Annotated in this window: 17 protein-coding genes; 10 read left to right on the top strand and 7 right to left on the bottom strand. The window is 60.1% G+C overall.

Annotated elements, in window-relative coordinates:
• The first annotated feature begins 35 nt into the window (after nucleotides 1-35).
• Entirely contained in the window at nucleotides 36-971 is a 936-nt protein-coding gene (locus tag DW024_RS01485; protein WP_118376802.1) for a DMT family transporter, read from the top strand.
• A 101-nt stretch (nucleotides 972-1,072) separates the two neighbouring features.
• Here DW024_RS01485 and DW024_RS01480 read toward each other — a convergent pair whose 3' ends face one another.
• The 4 genes from DW024_RS01480 to DW024_RS01465 all read right to left on the bottom strand — a co-directional run bounded on the left by DW024_RS01480 (nucleotide 1,073) and on the right by DW024_RS01465 (nucleotide 4,548).
• Entirely contained in the window at nucleotides 1,073-2,215 is a 1,143-nt protein-coding gene (locus DW024_RS01480; RefSeq protein WP_158572108.1) for a diguanylate cyclase, read from the bottom strand.
• A gap of 190 nt (nucleotides 2,216-2,405) precedes the next feature.
• Complete coding sequence (locus DW024_RS01475; RefSeq protein WP_118376800.1) at nucleotides 2,406-3,428, bottom strand: 2-keto-3-deoxygluconate permease; 1,023 nt, start codon at nucleotides 3,426-3,428, stop codon at nucleotides 2,406-2,408.
• Between the two features lie 150 nt (nucleotides 3,429-3,578).
• Nucleotides 3,579-3,902, bottom strand: a complete 324-nt coding sequence (locus DW024_RS01470; protein WP_035137063.1) for an AzlD domain-containing protein — start codon at nucleotides 3,900-3,902, stop codon at nucleotides 3,579-3,581.
• On the bottom strand, nucleotides 3,892-4,548 hold the full coding sequence (locus DW024_RS01465; RefSeq protein WP_255413751.1) for an AzlC family ABC transporter permease: 657 nt from the start codon (nucleotides 4,546-4,548) through the stop codon (nucleotides 3,892-3,894). Before DW024_RS01465 ends, DW024_RS01470 begins: the two co-directional genes overlap by 11 nt.
• Nucleotides 4,549-4,710: 162 nt before the next feature.
• On the opposite strand from DW024_RS01465, the gene DW024_RS01460 reads away from it, so the two are divergent.
• Nucleotides 4,711-5,523 carry an HD domain-containing protein gene (locus DW024_RS01460; RefSeq protein WP_118376798.1) on the top strand — a complete coding sequence of 271 codons (813 nt, stop codon included), beginning with the start codon at nucleotides 4,711-4,713 and terminating at the stop codon, nucleotides 5,521-5,523.
• On the opposite strand, the gene DW024_RS01455 is transcribed toward DW024_RS01460, so the two are convergent.
• The 3 genes from DW024_RS01455 to DW024_RS01445 are packed head-to-tail and all read right to left on the bottom strand — an operon-like array spanning nucleotide 5,520 to nucleotide 9,145.
• Nucleotides 5,520-6,725 (bottom strand): electron transfer flavoprotein subunit alpha, encoded by a 1,206-nt coding sequence (locus tag DW024_RS01455; protein ID WP_118376797.1) that lies wholly within the window; start codon nucleotides 6,723-6,725, stop codon nucleotides 5,520-5,522. The genes DW024_RS01460 and DW024_RS01455 overlap by 4 nt on opposite strands.
• Nucleotides 6,726-7,541, bottom strand: coding sequence for an electron transfer flavoprotein subunit beta/FixA family protein (locus DW024_RS01450; protein WP_118376812.1), 816 nt, complete (start codon nucleotides 7,539-7,541; stop codon nucleotides 6,726-6,728).
• A gap of 2 nt (nucleotides 7,542-7,543) precedes the next feature.
• Nucleotides 7,544-9,145: an FAD-binding oxidoreductase gene (locus DW024_RS01445; RefSeq protein ID WP_118376796.1), complete on the bottom strand. Its 1,602-nt coding sequence runs from the start codon at nucleotides 9,143-9,145 to the stop codon at nucleotides 7,544-7,546.
• Between the two features lie 346 nt (nucleotides 9,146-9,491).
• Here DW024_RS01445 and DW024_RS01440 point away from each other — a divergent pair, with 346 nt between their 5' ends.
• From DW024_RS01440 to DW024_RS01405, 8 genes are all read left to right on the top strand, one after another.
• A complete protein-coding gene (locus tag DW024_RS01440) occupies nucleotides 9,492-9,788 on the top strand; it encodes a hypothetical protein (RefSeq protein WP_118376795.1) in 297 nt (98 codons plus the stop codon).
• Nucleotides 9,785-10,294: a hypothetical protein gene (locus tag DW024_RS01435; RefSeq protein ID WP_118376794.1), complete on the top strand. Its 510-nt coding sequence runs from the start codon at nucleotides 9,785-9,787 to the stop codon at nucleotides 10,292-10,294. Before DW024_RS01440 ends, DW024_RS01435 begins: the two co-directional genes overlap by 4 nt.
• 89 nt (nucleotides 10,295-10,383) lie before the next feature.
• The gene (locus DW024_RS01430; protein WP_118376793.1) at nucleotides 10,384-10,983 is read left to right on the top strand and encodes a hypothetical protein; all 600 of its coding nucleotides are present in this window, start codon (nucleotides 10,384-10,386) and stop codon (nucleotides 10,981-10,983) included.
• Complete coding sequence (locus DW024_RS01425; RefSeq protein WP_118376792.1) at nucleotides 10,967-11,248, top strand: hypothetical protein; 282 nt, start codon at nucleotides 10,967-10,969, stop codon at nucleotides 11,246-11,248. Before DW024_RS01430 ends, DW024_RS01425 begins: the two co-directional genes overlap by 17 nt.
• 18 nt (nucleotides 11,249-11,266) lie before the next feature.
• Nucleotides 11,267-12,697, top strand: a complete 1,431-nt coding sequence (locus tag DW024_RS01420; protein ID WP_118376791.1) for a hypothetical protein — start codon at nucleotides 11,267-11,269, stop codon at nucleotides 12,695-12,697.
• A gap of 49 nt (nucleotides 12,698-12,746) precedes the next feature.
• Nucleotides 12,747-13,532, top strand: a complete 786-nt coding sequence (locus DW024_RS01415) for a DUF554 domain-containing protein (protein ID WP_233541297.1) — start codon at nucleotides 12,747-12,749, stop codon at nucleotides 13,530-13,532.
• A gap of 88 nt (nucleotides 13,533-13,620) precedes the next feature.
• Nucleotides 13,621-15,381 (top strand): TerB N-terminal domain-containing protein, encoded by a 1,761-nt coding sequence (locus DW024_RS01410; RefSeq protein ID WP_233541296.1) that lies wholly within the window; start codon nucleotides 13,621-13,623, stop codon nucleotides 15,379-15,381.
• Entirely contained in the window at nucleotides 15,374-16,678 is a 1,305-nt protein-coding gene (locus DW024_RS01405; RefSeq protein WP_117645733.1) for an ATP-binding protein, read from the top strand. Before DW024_RS01410 ends, DW024_RS01405 begins: the two co-directional genes overlap by 8 nt.
• Nucleotides 16,679-16,756 lie beyond the last annotated feature (78 nt).

Below are 16,756 nucleotides of genomic sequence, written 5' to 3'. Positions count from 1 at the left end.
GTTCTTTTTTGCTTCGCGCATGTAGGAAGGACATCATGGAAAGCCGCAAGCCGTATCTCGCCACCCTGCCCGGACTCATCCTGGGCTGTCTTGTTTGCTGTGCACTCTGGGGATCGGCCTTTCCCTGCATCAAGATCGGCTACGCACTCTTTGGGATCCCGGCGCACGATAGCGCCTCGCAGCTACTCTTTGCGGGCTTGCGCTTCACGCTTGCCGGCGCCCTGGTTATCGTTGGGATGAGTGCGGCCCAACGCCGCCCCCTCATTCCGCAGGCTCGCGACATCAAGCCCATCTTTGTCTTGTCGCTCTTCCAGACTATCGGGCAGTACTTCTTTTTCTATCTGGGCCTCTCGCGCGCCAGCGCCATGTCGAGCTCCATCATCGAGGCCAGCGCCAACTTCCTCGCAATCCTCTTTGCCGCCCTGGCGTTTCGCACCGAAAAGCTCGATGCGGCCAAGGTGCTCGGCTGTGTACTGGGCTTTGCCGGCGTCGCGCTCGTCAACCTTTCGGGCGCGGACGGCACCTTTGGCTTTACGCTCGACGGCGAGGGCTTTATCCTGGCCTCCACCGTCGCGGGTGCCCTGTCGACCTGCCTGATCGGCATCTTCTCGCGCGAGCACGACGGTGTCTTGCTTGCCGGGTGGCAGTTCTTGGTCGGCGGCCTGGTCCTCACCGCCATCGGGTTTTTGATGGGCGGCGCGCTCTCCCCCACCGCGATCATCCCCGCCATCGCGCTCATTATCTATATGGCACTCATCTCCGCCATCGCGTACTCGCTATGGTCGCGCCTGCTTGCCGTCAACCCCGTCAGCCGCGTCTCGGTCTTTGGGTTTATGAACCCCGTCTTTGGTGTGCTGTTGAGTGCGCTGCTGCTCGGCGAGGGCGCCGGCACGAGCCCCGTTACCGTTATAGTCGCCCTGCTGTTGGTCTGCGGCGGCATCATCATCGTCAACAGGCCTAAAAAGGCCTAGCGAACTGCCCTTATTTAGCAGAGGGGATTCACATACTTTAGTTTAATGGAATACATCGGAGAGCCGAGGGCCACCATGCACGCAAGCGTGCGCCCCTATTTCTAGCGTATCTGGACGCCAGCTTTCTTCTTCTCGTACTTTACGCGGTAGAGCTCCGCGTCGGCGGCGCGAAGCAAATCTTGCCAGGTATCGACACCATCACCGACCCGTGCATAGCCGATGGACATCCGCAACAGATACGGCACCTCGGCGCGTGCGAGTTCATCGTTGATTGCCGCGCACAGACGCATGATGTCCTGTTCCGCCGCTGCCTTTTGGAGCACCACGAACTCATCGCCGCCATAACGTGCGATAAAGCCACCAGCCGGCGAACAGGCATCCTTGAGCGCCGTCGCAACAACCTGAAGAGCGTGGTCGCCCTCCACATACCCATAGAGATCGTTAATCTGCTTAAAGCCGTCGGCGTCCATCATAAGCAGATATACATCTTCGGCCTGATCCACATTTGAGAAGAGCGACAGCATATAGGTCTCAAAACGGTTGCGATTGTTAAGTCCAGTCAACGGGTCGGTCGAGATGAGCTGCTCCTGGTAGATGATGTAGAGCAGCAACATGCTAATCATTATGCCGACACAAAGGCCGGGCACCGAGTATACGACCTGAAAGGTACCGCCCACCAGGGCCGGAATGGCGAAAAATGCCAAGGTTCGATAGATGGCCTTCGTCTGCAGGCTCTCGACCCTGCGAGATTGCACAAATGCATGCAGGGACGTATGTATAACGTAACAGTAGCTGACGATGGGCTGGATCATATAGGCAAAGCCGCGACGATACACGCCCTGCGAATCGATATAGAACAGGGCTTGCGTCCAGTAACTGGTAAACGCCAGCACGACCACCAGAGCCGTAGGCAACGCTACAAGCACCACCCTATAGCGCGAGGTCAAAAGGCGAGAACCCTGCACCGTCTCGGAATAGATAAACCAAATGAGACACGCGATAGCAAAGAGCGAAAACGAAACCGCGTTGGAAATCCAGTTGGCAGCAATGCCCAACGTGCCGTCCACACCGTCCGAAAGCGTCCAGATCATATCGAATAATATGTACGCAGCAGACGTGTAGCCCAGCATGCTAAACAAAAGCTGCTGGGTGCTCGAGAACAGGGAGCGACGGCTTCGTACGGCAAGCCCGATAAGAACAATCATGCATAGCACGAATATCTCAATCTTGAGTGCCTTAACCACTAGCGCCATCCCTTCAATATCCAAGTGGTCAGAATCGCCCAATTCGAATCAGGGCAATAAACACCCCTTTACTCCGCAGGGGTAAAGGGGATAATAGCAGAGCGCCCGAACATCACTGCAAAACAGTTTCTGTTCGGGCGCCCATACGGCGCGAATTGCACACGCCGGCATCATTGATGGGTATCGATTGCTACTCGCCATCGATGTCAGTCGCGACAGCCTCCTCGATGGCCTCGACACCGACAGGCGGCAGATCCTCCTTGCCTTGGCAGAACTTCTTGTCGACCCAGCCAGTCAGAATCGGAGCCATGATCGCCGTGATGATAACGGCGGTGGCGATCTGAGCGTACGCGGTGGGCGCAAGCTCGGCGTAGCGCGGTGCGACCTCGGCGAGGGCAACCGGTGTGGTCATAGCCGTGCCGGCAATGGTGGAGCAAGCCACAGCGGCCTTGCCATTGCCGCCGCACAGACGCTCAAACGCAAAGGTGATGGGACCGACGACAAACAGCGTGACAAGGCCCAGCAAGATGCCGGAAATACCGCCGGTGATAAAGCTCGATAGGCTCATGGACGCACCGAGCTGAAAACCGATGACAGCGATCGCGGGATTGGCGCCGGGGACCAGCAGGTTCTTGATAAACGGGAACAGGTTGCCCAGAACCATGCCAATAACGAGTGGCAAGATGGAGCCGATAATGGTGCCAATGGGAATGTTGGCGAGGCCGGAAACACCGAGGATGATCATCGTGACGGCAGGGCCGGCCGTAAAGAACAGGATACCGACGGCGCCCTGCTCGGACTCATCGCCAAACTCGCCCATGATGCCCGTATAGAGCGCCATGTTGCAAAACGTGATGCCGCCGATGATAGACACGGAACTCAGACCCAGGAAGTTGTCGTTAAAGAAATATGCCACGCCCAGGCCGAGAGCCGCTGCGACGACCAGCTTGGGGATCAGCACGACGATGCCGGTCTTGATGGCACCCGGCGTGGACTTAAAGCTGATGCCGGCGCCCACAAACAGCAGGATCGCGGCGACGATGGTATTGGAGCCACCGCGGCAGGCAGCCGTAAAGAAGCCGCCGATCTCAAAAACCTGCGGGCAGAAGGTGTTGAGCAAAAGACCGACGATCATCGGATAGATCATGATGTCGCCCGGGATGCGCGGGACCTTGAATTTCTTTTGCTCGTTGGCGTTCGCTTCCTGTGCCATGAAACCCCCATTTCCGCTGACGGGGTACAAAAGCCCACGTCACGCTTTGCTACAGTAAAGTTTGACCATGGTACCAGAAGAAATAGACCAGCTCGGTGAAAAATTCGACAAGTTGGGATGGAACGAGATTCGGCGCCCGCGACGCCACCCCTATATAAGGCTCAAGACGATATAGAGTACGATGCCCGAGACGCAGCACCACAGCATCGATTTTGTCTTGACCGCCACGACCACGACGCCGGCGGCCGCAATCCAGGGAACCAAGGCAGGCCAGAGCCCCGCGTCGAACGCGCCGGGACTCACCAAGTCGTTGGCGACCAGCGCGGCAAAGGCGGCGGGCGGGATATAGCCCAGGGCCTCGGTAATGCGGGGCGACAGGGTCCGCCCGCGCAAGGCGAACGCCGGCGCGATGCGAAAGAACGCGATAGCAGCCCACGACGACAGCCACAGAACCAAGAACTCGTTAACGGGCATCGCGGGCACCTCTTCCGTCAAATACAGCATCGCACGCCAGCGCAATGGTAATGCCGACCACGACGCTTGCCGGCACGGCAATATTCACGAGGCCCAAGAACTTGCATACGGCGACGGACACCGCGCCCGAAACCGCCGCGACAACGTTGCCGCGCGACAGCCGCTGCGAAAAGAGCAGGCAGATAAAGAGCGAGGTGCAGGCGAAACTCGCAATAGCGGTGGGAACATCGGCAACGGCACCGGCGATGGCACCCATCGTGCACGAAGCGCCCCATGTCGCGATGAGGATCACGTTGAGCACGAAGGATTCGCGCGGGCCCCAATCCTCCCCCTCAACCAGCTTGGCAAGCGAGATGCCGTATGCCTCCTCGGTGAGCGTCGCGGCAACAGCCAGCGTCTGACGCTTCGAGGCGCCCGCCAGATGGGGTGCGATCGATGCCGAATAAAGCGCAAAGCGCGAGGAGATGGCAGCAACGCTCGCGACGATCGATGCTGCAGGCACGCCCGCCAGCCACAGGTTGCAGATCATAAACTGGCCGCTGCCCGTCACAAACGTGCTGCTCAGGGCAAAGACCATCCAGGGTTCCATTCCCGTCTGCCCCATGATCATTCCGCACGGCGCGCCTATTGCAACATAGGTAAGCATCACTGGCCAGACGGTTCTAACGATTTTGAGCACCATACGCTTCTCATCCTGACAAAGTCTCCGAGCCGCATGTAGCGACACGGCAGAATCATCATCCGACAGCAACCGAGTTCACCTACAATTGCCACCGGATCGAAAGACACAACTTTTTAGGAAGTCATTATGACAGCTATCGATCGAGACCGGGCGCGCGCGGCCTTCAAAAGCTACACCGATGCCTACGACGCCACCAGCCCACGCATCGCGCTCAAAATCGAGCATACGTACCATGTGGCCGAGGCATGCGATGCCGTAGCGCGCGAGCAGGGCTGGTCGACAGAGGATATTGACCTGGCCTGGCTTTGCGGCCTGTTACACGATATGGGCCGCTTTGAGCAGCTGCGGCGCTGGGACACCTTTAAGGACGCCGAGAGTATGAGCCATGCAGCGTTGGGCGTCGGGGTCCTCTTTGGCGAGAACCCCGACGACGCGCCCGCCACAACAAGCATCCGAGATTTTATCGAGGCCGACGAGCACGACGAGCTCATCCGCGCGAGCATCGCCTATCACAGCGACTTTCGTCTACCGGCACAACTCAACGAGCGTACACAGCGCTTCTGCGATATCGTGCGCGATGGCGACAAAATCGACATTATGCGCACCATCGCCGACAGCACCGTCGACACCATCCTCAAGGTGGACGAGAAGACGTTTCTCGGCAGCCGTTTCTCGTCGCCGACACTTGCCGCCTTTGACGAGCATCGGTGCGTCGCGCGCGACGAGCGCAACGAGCCGGCGGACTACCTGGTGGGACTCATCTGCTTTATGTTTGAGCTCGTCTATCCAGCGAGCCGCGCGCTGGCGCGCGAGCAGGGCGATATCTACCGCCTGCTCGACGCGCCCTTTGGCATTACGCGCCCCTTTACCGACCCCGCCACGCAGGCAGCCTGGAGCCGCCTAAAGGACGAGATGCGCAACTGGCTGGCGCGCGCCTAGCGCTCAAGCTGGGCCAGCAGCTCCTCGACGACCTCGACGGCGTCCCCAACAACCTTGTACTGGGCAGCACCGAAAATGGGGGCATCCGGGTCCTCGTTAATGGCGATAATGCACTCCGCCCCACCGATGCCGGCAAGATGCTGGATGGCGCCCGAAACACCGATACTCACGAGAAGCTTGGGCGAAACCGATACGCCGGTCTGGCCAATCTGATGGCGATACTCCAACCAGCCGGCCTCCACGACAGGTCGCGTGCAACCAAGCTCGGCTCCCAGAGCCTCGGCGAGCCTTCGCATCAGGGGCAGATTCTTCTTGGAGCCAATGCCGCGGCCCACCACGACCAGGCGCTCGGCATCGGCGATCGAGGCCTGCTGCCTCCACTCCTCGGCGGGAATCGAGATCTCGACACGAGCCTTAGCATCATCCGCAAGTGATATCTGGGTGATCGTGCCGGAGCGGCCGTAGTCAAAGTCGGGTGCCTTAAAGATGCCGGGACGAACCGTTGCCATCTGGGGACGATGATTGGGGCAGACGATGGTGGCCATCAGGTTGCCGCCAAACGCCGGACGCGTCTGTTGCAGCAGTCCCGTCTCCGTATCCATCGAAAGTACGGTGCAGTCAGCCGTAAGGCCCGTCTGCAAGCGCACGGCAACGCCGGGTGCCAGTTCGCGGCCAAAAGCGGTCGCACCGTATAGGATGGCCTCGGGTTTGCGTTCGGCTACCAAATCGCAGATCAAGTGGGCGTAGACCTCCGCATCGTTTTGGCGCAGGCGCTCGTCGCGACAGGCCAGGACTTCGTCGGCGCCCGCGCAAACCAGATGCTCCAGGTCACCGAGAGAACCCTCGGGGCCCATACCGACCAGTGCCACCAGACGGCAGCCGCGAGCATCGGCAAGCTCGCGCCCCTTGCCCATGAGCTCGTAGGCCACGGGAGCCACGGCGTCGCGCTCGTCAGTCTGCACGAAGACCCAAATGTCTCGATATGCATCAAGGTCCACCGCACCAGCGGCCTCGTCACGCTCGATCGAGATAGCGTTGACAGGGCAGGCGTCGACGCACCCACCGCATAGGATGCAGCCGTCGGTTACGTGGGCGCATCGGTTGGGTCGCTCGCCTTCCACTACGATGCCGCCCGAGGCACAGGCGCGAACGCAGCGACCGCAGCCGATACAGGCTTCGCTATCGATAATCAGTCCGCTCATCTATGCCATCCCCTCGATAATCTTGGCAAGTTCTACCGCCTGCTCGGACGCCGTCCCCTCAACGGCCTTGCACGTTTGGTCACGGTCGGGCACAAACGAGCGCACGACCTGTGTCGGCGACCCGGCAAGACCGCAACGCGCGGGGTCGGCGTTCACGTCGGCGGCACTGACCACGCGCACGTCCGCCTCCTCTGCCGCGCGAATACCGGCAATACTCGGCATACGCAACTGGCCAATCTCCTTGGCAGTCGTCATCGCGCACGGCATCTCCAGGCACACCGTCTCCTCGCCGGCATCGCATCCGTGAACGAGCGCCAGCGAGCCACACGTCGTAAAGCCCGCGCTCTGCACGCAGCTCACGTCGGTCACGCAGGGAATCTCAAAGGCACCGGCAAGCTCGGGACCAATCTGGGCCGTATCGCCATCCACCGCCATCTTGCCGCAGATGAGCAGGTCGAAGTCCTCGTCGAGCGCCTCGATGCCGCACTTAAGGGCATAGGCGGTTGCCAGGGTATCGGCACCTGCAAAGGCGCGATCGGTTAGCAGCAGTGCGTCATCGGCGCCTCGGGCGATGCAGTCGCGCAGCAGCGACTCGGTCGCGGGGATGCCCATCGACACCACCGTCACGCGCACATCCATGCCAAAGCCGATAAAGTCGTCCTTCAGCGCCAGCGCGCATTCCAAAGCGCTCGCATCAAAGGGATTAATGACCGCCTGCTTGCCATCGCGCACGATGGTATTGGTCTTGGGGTCCATCTTGACCTCGGTGCTGCCCGGCACGGCCTTGACGCACACCACCATATGGAAATCGCTCATCTTCACGCGCCCCCTTTCTGGACGAGCTCATCCAAGAGCTTCTCCGAAAACAGGTTGCCGCGACCCAGCTGCCCGTCGGGATCGAGCTGGAGCTTGAGCCGCGCCGACTCGACCATGGCCTCGTGACCGTACATCGTCTCTAAGAAGCCCGCCTTGATCTTGCCGACGCCGTGCTCGGCAGAAACGGCACCGCCCATAGCCGTTACCTCCGCAGCCCACTGGGCAAACAGCTCGCCACCGCGACGGTAGTCCTGCGCGTCGCGCGGCAGGATGTTCACATGCAGATGGTTGTTACCGATGTGCCCCCAGGCAGCAGATTCAAGCCCACTTTCGGCTAACGTGCGGCGATAAAGGCCGATGACATCGCCCAAGCGTGCGTTGGGCACCGACATGTCCGAGCCCAGCTTGGTGATGGTGGGATCCATGCGGCGGCGCTCATCGATAAGCATGCTGACGCTCTCGGGCACCGCGTGGCGGAAGAACCGCTGGCACTCGCGATCGACCTCGGTGCGCGCGACCCATGTCGCATCGTCGCTGCCGCCCGCAAGCTCTAGTACCCACCCCAGGTGGTACAGTTCCTCGGTCGCCTGGGCCTCGTCATCGCAATCGAGCTCCACGTAGACACATACCTTGGCCTCTTTGTCGAGCGCCGGCAGCGAGGCAAACGCCGTCGACTGCTCGCGCTGGCGACGTAGAATATCCAGGGCGCCAGCATCGAAGTACTCGATGGCAGCCGCATGGGACAGGACAGGGCGCACGGAATCGGTAAAGGACACCGCCTTGTCCTCGCTATCGAAAAAGCAACTCACACCCCAAACGACCGCAGGCGCCGCCTGCAGGGCAATCTCGAGCTCGGTTATGACGCCGATTGTGCCACACGCGCCGATAAACAGATCGATGGCATCCATATCTTCAGCAACGAAATAGCCCGAAGCATTTTTGGTCTTGGGCATGGTGTAGTCGGGAAGATCGAGCTCGAGTGCACGGCCTGCTGCCGTCACGAGCGACAGGTGGCGGCCCTGGGCAAAAGCCTCGCCGCGCTGGAGCTCAAGCAAATCGCCATCAGCCAGCGCGACGTGGAGTCCCGTGATATGTGGGCGCATGGGGCCGTAGGCGTAGCTGCGGGCACCGGAGGCGTTACATGCCGCCATACCGCCCAGACAGGCAGACGCCTCGGTGGGATCGGTGGGAAAGAACTGCTCGGGGGCCTCTTGAAACTCATCGTAGGCCTTAAGCGATGCCTGGTCCCAACCAGCGGTCGGCAGCATCTTCTTGCTCAGCTGCTTGCGCAGCTCCGAGAGCACAACGCCCGGCTCCACGCGCAGCAAAAATTGGCCTTGTTCATCGCGGCGAAGGCCCAAGTAGCAATTCATACGGGAAGTATTGAGGATATGCCCGCCGTGGGGCACGGCACCGGCGGCAAGGCCGGTTCGGGCGCCCTGAACCGTTACCGGGACACGCTCGGCATGGAGCTTTTCCAAAATGGCACGGACCTCGTTTTCCGTTGTCGGAAACGAGATGCTCGATGCTTCGCCCGATGCGCGAGATTCATCGCGGCCATACTCTTCGAACTCGTCGGTGAAGGGTTTGATGGTTGCAGACACGCGAATTCCCCCTTTAGCTAACTACAGTGTTTGCAGGGAGATGTTACCGCATCGTTTCGTCGACGTGTTCGAGACCGTCTCCATAATTGGCGATTTTTACGTTCGTGCAATTCGGCGAGCGGCTGGATTTCCTCGGCAGACGATGCTTTTGACAAATATCGCCCCGCCGTCGCCGACCGCTCGATTGTCGCTCGAAAAAAGTTGGAGTATTTTTTGCCGCCTTTTACCTGCGGAGACACCAATCCGTCAAGCATTTGGTCAGCAATTGGTCAAGTAGCGGCTGATACCGTCGGCATCGACAGCCAAAACCGACAGAAGTTTTGGCCCCAGAAGCAGGGAGGTTCCCATGGCATATTACTGGCCCCAGTACGGCATCGCCATCGAAGTCGACGACGATCCCCATCTCCTGCCTTTCGACGAAGAGGCATTCCCCGATACGGCGGTCTACCACGTTACCACCGATGTGATCTGCGACCCCGAGTCGTTCTCGGCGCTCGCCCACCATATCGCGCATATCCACGACATCGAGCTCCCTCCCGACTTCGAAGAGCTCGTCTACTCGCGCCGCCTGATGCTTCACATGCTCTTTGGAGCGGACCCGTCCACCTTTGCGCGCATCTATACCGCCAAGGATGCCGCATGAGCGCAAAGAAGCCGCCCCGCTTTGCAGACCTGGGTCGTCGCAAGAAGCTCATCGTTGCCTGCTTGGCCATCGTCTGCGCCCTTGTCGCCGTAGGACTATACGTTTGGCAGTCGCAGCCCGTACCCGAGGCGGGCGCTTCGGTCACGACGGCCGAGGGCAAAACGCGTCAGGAAATCCAAGATGAGCTCGACGCCATCGTCCGCGACAACATGATGACGATTTCGGTCGCGCCGGTCGCTCAGCTGCAGGAGGACGGCAAGCTGCGCGTCAACGTGCAAAACGTCCAAGACAATAAATTTCCCCAGCGATTCCGCGTCATCCAAAACGACGAGACCATGTACGAATCCGGTGTGGTCGAGACCGGCAAGACAATCGAGACGTGCCCCGCCGGCGACATCAAAGAAGGCGAGGCGTACATCGAGATCCAGGCACTCGATGCAAAGACCCTCGACAGCCACGGCAATCCGACACGTGTCAAGGTACGGGTTGAGCAAGCCGAGAACTAGCTTTCCGGCCGACGCGGCACCGCACGCAATTCACCAGCATTCGTCCAATCATCGCGGGGACGGCCCGCGGCGAATAGAAAGGAACGACCATGGACATCACCAGGAACATGAACGGAGCCAGAGCGCTCGTCGTGGGCGCAGGGCTCGCGCTCGCGCTCGCAATGGGCGCCGCCCCGACGCCAGCTATGGCAGCCGGGCGCGTTGGAACCACGAAAGTAATGGTCAGGACCGAGATCGACAACGTTGAGTTCAAAGTTCCGACGGTTATTCCCTTCGTCGCCAAGGCCGACGGCACGCTTCAGGGCCCCTCAGAAGACGCAACCAACATCGACAATCATTCGGCCTACGGCATCCATGTCACCAACATGAAGATCGACGCCATGAACACCTGGACCATTGCCGCCGACGCCAAGGCCGGAACCGCGCAGAACTCCATCGACTTTAAGGTCGGCCCCGACGGCGCACTCCAGAACGCCAGCGCCGCAATGCAGGGGACGGGCCTCGATCTTTCCAAGAACGCAGCCTTCGACATGGGTTACCAGGGCATTGCCGGCGGCAAGGACAAAATTAAACTCAAGACAAGCGGAAACGTCGCCCGCGTCACGCGCGACATCTTCCGCGCAACCGGCGAAGGCGATCAGGTTGCAACGATCACCTGGACGGTCGAGCCCGGTGCGCACACGGCATAAGGCCGTCGCCCTGGCCGCCGCCGTCGGCATCCTAGCGTTTGGGCCAGCCATGGCCTTTGCCCAGCAAGAACAGGCGCAGGCCGCCACGCAAGTGACGGTCGACCTCTCGGAGCTCGACCGCGGCGACCGCGAGGAACCGTTGGCGCAGACAGGCGACAGACGATGGCTCTTGGCAGCAGGCGCCACAGCAGCAGGCGCAGGAACCGCCGGCCTCGGTCTGCACATCAAACGCAGCCAGAAACAAAACATGGACAGGCCGCACTAAATTAGCTAAGGAGACCCCATGGCATCGAAGAACCTTTTGCCCGTCGTCGCACTCTGCGGCGCGCTCGCAACCGGAACGCCTGTCGCCGCTTGGGCGACTCCCGTCATGGCAGACTCCTTACCAGCAGCCCTAAGTTCCGCCCCAAATCCGTCGAGCGCCATTGCGTGCAAGCGTTTTTCGATCGCACAGGCCACGATCTCAACCTCGGGATGCCTTCGTCGTAATACGGACGGCTCGATAGTCGTGGATATCAATCGTTCGAACAAGGCAAGCGGCTCCCAGGCGGGGTGCGCCGTCTGCACGTGGCGCTCGGTTGTGCTCGATGCAGATGGCGATCCATGCAATTTAGAGCTGCGCATCGACATCGCTTCGGTCGATGACTCGGCGAACGGAGCGAAGGTCGTCTTCGACGATACGTTTTTTGAGAAAGGAGGCGGTATATGTCTGGGCTGCGCCGCCGCGAATGCAGACGACACGCAGCCCACCCTCTCATTCACGGCATCGTTGCAGCTGACCAAAGCCGGCACCGATGCCGTCGCGGCGGGAGAAGCGTCCCTGCTGTTCTACGCCGTCAGCACCAAAGACACAGACGCTCATTTCGAGAAGTCAGACGGATCACTCAGCCTTACACGAGGGATAGAGGCAGGCCCTATTGAAATCGATGCCCACGCGCAAAGCAGGCAACGCATTCTTGCCGACCCGGTGCTTCTCGAAATGGAGTGGAACGGATCCGGAGCCATCGGAATTCTCCCCTCCGCGCTTGACGCCAAGACGCTCCCCTCAAACGACGAACCCATCAACGCAACCACACAAGAAGAGAGCGCGGACAAAGAAGCAGGTGCGGGCGACACGCCGTCGCCGACAAACAGCGTCCCAGCTTCTTTCGAAGCACCGAATGAGCCCGCTACCGATCCAAACGATCCCGAGCTCGCGGACAGTCTGGGGCTTGCTGATCCTCAAGAAATCGATGAAGGTAACTGCTGCGTGCTTGCCGCGCTCGACCACACGGAGGTCATCGACGCTGCGAACATCGAAGTTGCCGCCGCCAATCAGCCCGTCCGCAAGTCGGCCATCATCGCATTTCCCGAGTCCATCGAAGTCGTCTTTTTGCCATCGGGCGAGGTCGTGGCCCCAACACTGCTCACCCTGTTGGGCGCCAAGAATACTCGAAACGAAATTAAAAAGGTCACGGTTGTCGACCCTGCAACCACCGCTAAACTGCGTCTATACGCCGTTGCCCCAGACGGAGGCAAAACCTTGGAATTCGATGGTGACACACTCCTAGCCTGGCGACGTCTGGACATTATGCAAGACGTCTCGTATCAGATCGAACTCGAAGGGTTTGATCGCGCCCGCGATGCCAATATCATCGCCGCGGCTATTGAATCCCCACAGCGGCTTATGACACTGCGCTTTGACTACTATCCCTATGTCCCGACAACCACCTGAGGCTTAAATGCTGCGCATCATTCCTAACACCACTTATATAACGTATTAGATGAGTCGCGATGTGCCTCGCATTTCGTTCTGCTACGATTGCCACGTTGGCATCAATACAGGAGGGCTCATGCCGGGCTTGGGAACAGTCATCAACGTTGTGCTTTTAGTTGCGGGCGGTCTTTTGGGATTAGCGGGCGGCCGCTTCATTACACCGCGCATCCAAGACACGCTCATGAAAGCATCGGGGCTGTGCGTCCTGTTTATCGGCCTGGGCGGCACCATGCAAAAGATGCTCCTTATCGATGGGAAGGCGCTGGCGACCACTGGTGCCACCATGCTCATCGTCTCATTTGCGCTCGGTTCGCTCATCGGCGAGGCCGTCAACTTGGAAGCCGCCATCGAGAACCTTGGCGAATGGCTCAAGCGCAAGACTGGCAGTGAGGGCGATAACGAGTTCACCAACGCTTTTGTCTCGACTTCGCTCACCGTGTGCATCGGCGCCATGGCCATTGTGGGATCGATCCAGGACGGCCTGCTCGGCGACTGGTCAACGCTTGCCCTCAAGGGCGCACTGGACTGCATCATCGTCTGCACCATGACGGCCTCGCTTGGCCGCGGCTGCATCTTCTCCGCCCTGCCCGTCGCCGTGTTCCAGGGGACGATCACGCTGTTTGCCGGCGCACTCTCCCCCATCATGACCACGGCAGCCCTCGACAGCCTTTCGCTCGTAGGCTCCATGCTCATCTTCTGCGTCGGCGTCAACCTCATCCGTCCTCAGACCTTCCGCACGGCCAATATGCTCCCCTCCGTCGTCATCGCCGTCATCTACGCCCTCCTGTTCTAAATCTATCTACGCAGCAGTATCTCGAACACCTGTTTGATGCTGTGCTATGATATGAGGTCACCGAAGCTGCGTTAGGAGAGGAGAAGCGGTGGCCGACCAGGACATCAAGATGCTCATCGAGCGCATTATGGCCGAGGCCCGGACCCATCAGTCCGCCCGCTTCTCAAACGAAATCTACGCAGACGAGCCGATTCTCAAAACCGGCCGACAGATGCAGAATTTCCTCCCCGACCAGTACCGCAAAATGCGCGAGATATCGCGCTGGCAGGATGACCCCAAGGGCGGGGCGGGTCGTTGGCTTTCGGAAGCCGAGCTTTTCTACCGCCAAGGCCTGCTGATGGCCGACTTTGAGGACGACTGCCCCTACAACGGCACCTTTAAGTCGTACTTTCCCACCTACAATGCCATGAGCAATCGACAGTTGCGCGGCTACTTTACCTGGCGTGCCCAAGTGCGCCGCGGAACCGTCGAGGAAACGTCTACGTCCTTTGCCTTTCTGTATCTCTATGAGCTGATTTGCGGCATTGGCGTAGATAATCCGCTCGATGGTTTTAACAAGATCAAGGCCTTTTGGGATGTCTATCGCGCCTTCGAGCCCGGCATCGACCGGTTTGCGCGCGTGTGGCTGCAGGATTACGCCGTGTTCCACGGGCTCGACCCCAAGCTGCTTCGCGACTCTAAAACCGTCATGTTCGATAACGCCCTTGTCGAGCTGCGGCGCGCGGCACGAGACCTTGTACCAGCACCGGCACCGTCCGGCCAGACCCCTAAGCGTCGCAAAATCTCCGAGCCCACGCTCCCCCTTCCGCCCGATGAGGTGCGCGAGGAACGACTCATGGCCGCCATCAACGCCCTCTCCACGTACAACCTAAGTAACTCGCGGCTCGACCGCAGCCACCACTGCGATCTGCGCCACGTGGCATGCGCCGTGTATGTCCGTATGGCGCGCTACTATGACACGCACCGAAAGACCGGCATCGTGGCGAGTTTATTTGGGGAGGAGACGGCCATGCCCTACACCATGTTTGCCTCGGCCGTATTCTTTGCGCCCGAGCGCCACGAGGACTGCGAATACCGCCTGAATCCTATCCATATCTACCGTTGCCAAAACGGCTTTTGGGAATGCATGCGTATCCACGGCAGCAGGCAAAAGAGCAGCAAGCTCGGTGAAATGATGCGCGCCTGCGACCAACGCCTACGCCAGGCGCTGGACCCCGCCCATCCCCTTAAGGAAGAAAAGGTCCCCAAATATCTGGCCAAGATTATCGATGACGAGATTGTGGCATGGCTTTCGTGGGACGCCGCACACCAGCCCGTCAAGATCGATATCGATCTGAGTCAGCTGGGACACATTCGGAGCGCCGCCGCGCAAACGCGCGAAGCGCTTTTGATCGACGAGGAACGCGAGGACGGCGCGCCTGTGGAAGTCGAGGCGACGCTTATCGAGCAACCGAACACCGAGTCTGCGCCCGACATGACTGCCGAACCTGGCGAGATGACCATACGGCAAGACGAACCCGACGAGCCGACCGTCTCCACCGAAGAGTTTGGCGTCGTGGCACCGCTCCTCGTGTCTGCGCCCGCACCCGTAACGTCCGCGCCCATCGAAGCTGCGAACAAACTCGCGCCCGCCGCAGATGCCTTCCTTCGCGCACTGCTCGAGCAAAACGTAGCGCAAGTGACATCGGCAGTGGCGCACTCGGGGCAGAGCGAGGACATGCTCGTCGATACCATCAACGAGGCGCTCTTTGACCTGGTGGGTGACACCGTAATTGAATTTGGCGCGGCAGGGCCGCAGATTATCGAGGACTACGAAGCAGACGTGAGAGGATACCTAGACCATGAGTGATACCGCATCCGCAGCACCTCGCGTGCCCAAGCGCGTCGCTGCCGTCATTCTCAACTCGCTCAAGGGCGGCGTGGTCCCGCGCATCGGCCTTCCTTACATCACCGTAGGCCGCGAGGTCGAGATCCGCGCCCTGCTCACCGATCTGAGCCTCATCGCCGACGGTGGCGCGAGCTTCCGCTTTCTGGTCGGTCGTTACGGCGCCGGCAAGAGCTTTTTGCTCCAGACCATCCGCACGCACGCCATGGGCGAGGGATTCGTCGTCGCTGATGCCGACCTGTCGCCCGAGCGCCGCCTGCAGGGCGGTCAGGGACAGGGCCTTGCCACCTACCGCGAGCTCATCCGCAATATATCGACCAAGACGCGCCCCGAGGGCGGTGCGCTCAACCTTATCCTAGATCGCTGGGTCGCCTCATGTGCCGACGTCGACGAGTCGGTCGTCAATGCCCAACTGGCCCCGCTCGAGGAGATGGTCCACGGCTTCGACTTCACCCGCATGCTCCGCCGCTATCGCATGGCCGCATCCGGGGGCGACGAAGAGACCATGAGCCGCGTGACCAAATGGATCCGCGGCGAATACCGCACCAAGAGCGAGGCGCGCGCCGAGCTGGGCTCCTCGACCATCATCAGCGATGACGACTGGTACGACTACGTCAAACTCATCGCGCGTTTTTTGGTTTGCAGCGGCTACAAGGGCATGCTGGTGCTCATCGACGAGCTCGTGAATCTGTATAAGATTCCCAATGCCATCACGCGCCAGTACAACTACGAGAAGATCCTGACCATGTACAACGACACACTTCAGGGCAAGGCGCAGTACCTGGGCATGATCATGGGCGGCACGCCAACCTCCATCGAAGACCGCCGCCGCGGTGTGTTCTCCTACGAGGCTCTGCGCAGCCGACTCGCTCAGGGTCGCTTTGCGCGCCAGGACCTTAAGGACATGCTCGCACCCATCATCCGCCTGCAGCCGCTCACCTACGAGGAGCTACTGGTGCTCATCGAAAAACTCATGCAAATTCACGCCGGCTACTTTGGCTGGACGCCCACGCTTACCGAGAACGACTTGGTGGACTTCCTCAAGATCGAGTTCGGTCGTGTGGGAGCCGACACGCATCTGACGCCGCGTGAAGTCATTCGTGACTTTATCGAGTTGCTCGACATCCTATGCCAAAACCCCGACGCCAACGTGGCCGAGCTGCTGCAAAGCGTCGGCGGCGACGCGCTGGCGCCGGCAGCCGCAACAGGCGACACCGATACCGCAGGCGGCGACCGTAACTTCGCCGAATTCACCATCTAACCTGCCAAAAAGGGACAGGTTTATTTTGGCAGGCTCTATCTGGGCAAACGTTGAAGCAGTAATGCAGCAAGCCACTGC

Source organism: Collinsella sp. AF37-9, assembly GCF_003475115.1.
Lineage (GTDB): Bacteria > Actinomycetota > Coriobacteriia > Coriobacteriales > Coriobacteriaceae > Collinsella.
The sequence above is the reverse complement of the archived record's forward strand: the minus strand, read 5'-3'. Positions and strand labels throughout refer to the sequence as shown.

Coding starts and splice junctions, on each gene's coding strand:
- DW024_RS01485 (WP_118376802.1), top strand. CDS start 36: ATGGAAAGCCGCAAGCCGTATCTCGCCACCCTGCCCGGACTCATCCTG.
- DW024_RS01475 (WP_118376800.1), bottom strand. CDS start 3,428: ATGGCACAGGAAGCGAACGCCAACGAGCAAAAGAAATTCAAGGTCCCG.
- DW024_RS01470 (WP_035137063.1), bottom strand. CDS start 3,902: ATGCCCGTTAACGAGTTCTTGGTTCTGTGGCTGTCGTCGTGGGCTGCT.
- DW024_RS01465 (WP_255413751.1), bottom strand. CDS start 4,548: ATGCTTACCTATGTTGCAATAGGCGCGCCGTGCGGAATGATCATGGGG.
- DW024_RS01460 (WP_118376798.1), top strand. CDS start 4,711: ATGACAGCTATCGATCGAGACCGGGCGCGCGCGGCCTTCAAAAGCTAC.
- DW024_RS01455 (WP_118376797.1), bottom strand. CDS start 6,725: ATGAGCGGACTGATTATCGATAGCGAAGCCTGTATCGGCTGCGGTCGC.
- DW024_RS01450 (WP_118376812.1), bottom strand. CDS start 7,541: ATGAGCGATTTCCATATGGTGGTGTGCGTCAAGGCCGTGCCGGGCAGC.
- DW024_RS01440 (WP_118376795.1), top strand. CDS start 9,492: ATGGCATATTACTGGCCCCAGTACGGCATCGCCATCGAAGTCGACGAC.
- DW024_RS01435 (WP_118376794.1), top strand. CDS start 9,785: ATGAGCGCAAAGAAGCCGCCCCGCTTTGCAGACCTGGGTCGTCGCAAG.
- DW024_RS01430 (WP_118376793.1), top strand. CDS start 10,384: ATGGACATCACCAGGAACATGAACGGAGCCAGAGCGCTCGTCGTGGGC.
- DW024_RS01420 (WP_118376791.1), top strand. CDS start 11,267: ATGGCATCGAAGAACCTTTTGCCCGTCGTCGCACTCTGCGGCGCGCTC.
- DW024_RS01415 (WP_233541297.1), top strand. CDS start 12,747: ATGAGTCGCGATGTGCCTCGCATTTCGTTCTGCTACGATTGCCACGTT.
- DW024_RS01405 (WP_117645733.1), top strand. CDS start 15,374: ATGAGTGATACCGCATCCGCAGCACCTCGCGTGCCCAAGCGCGTCGCT.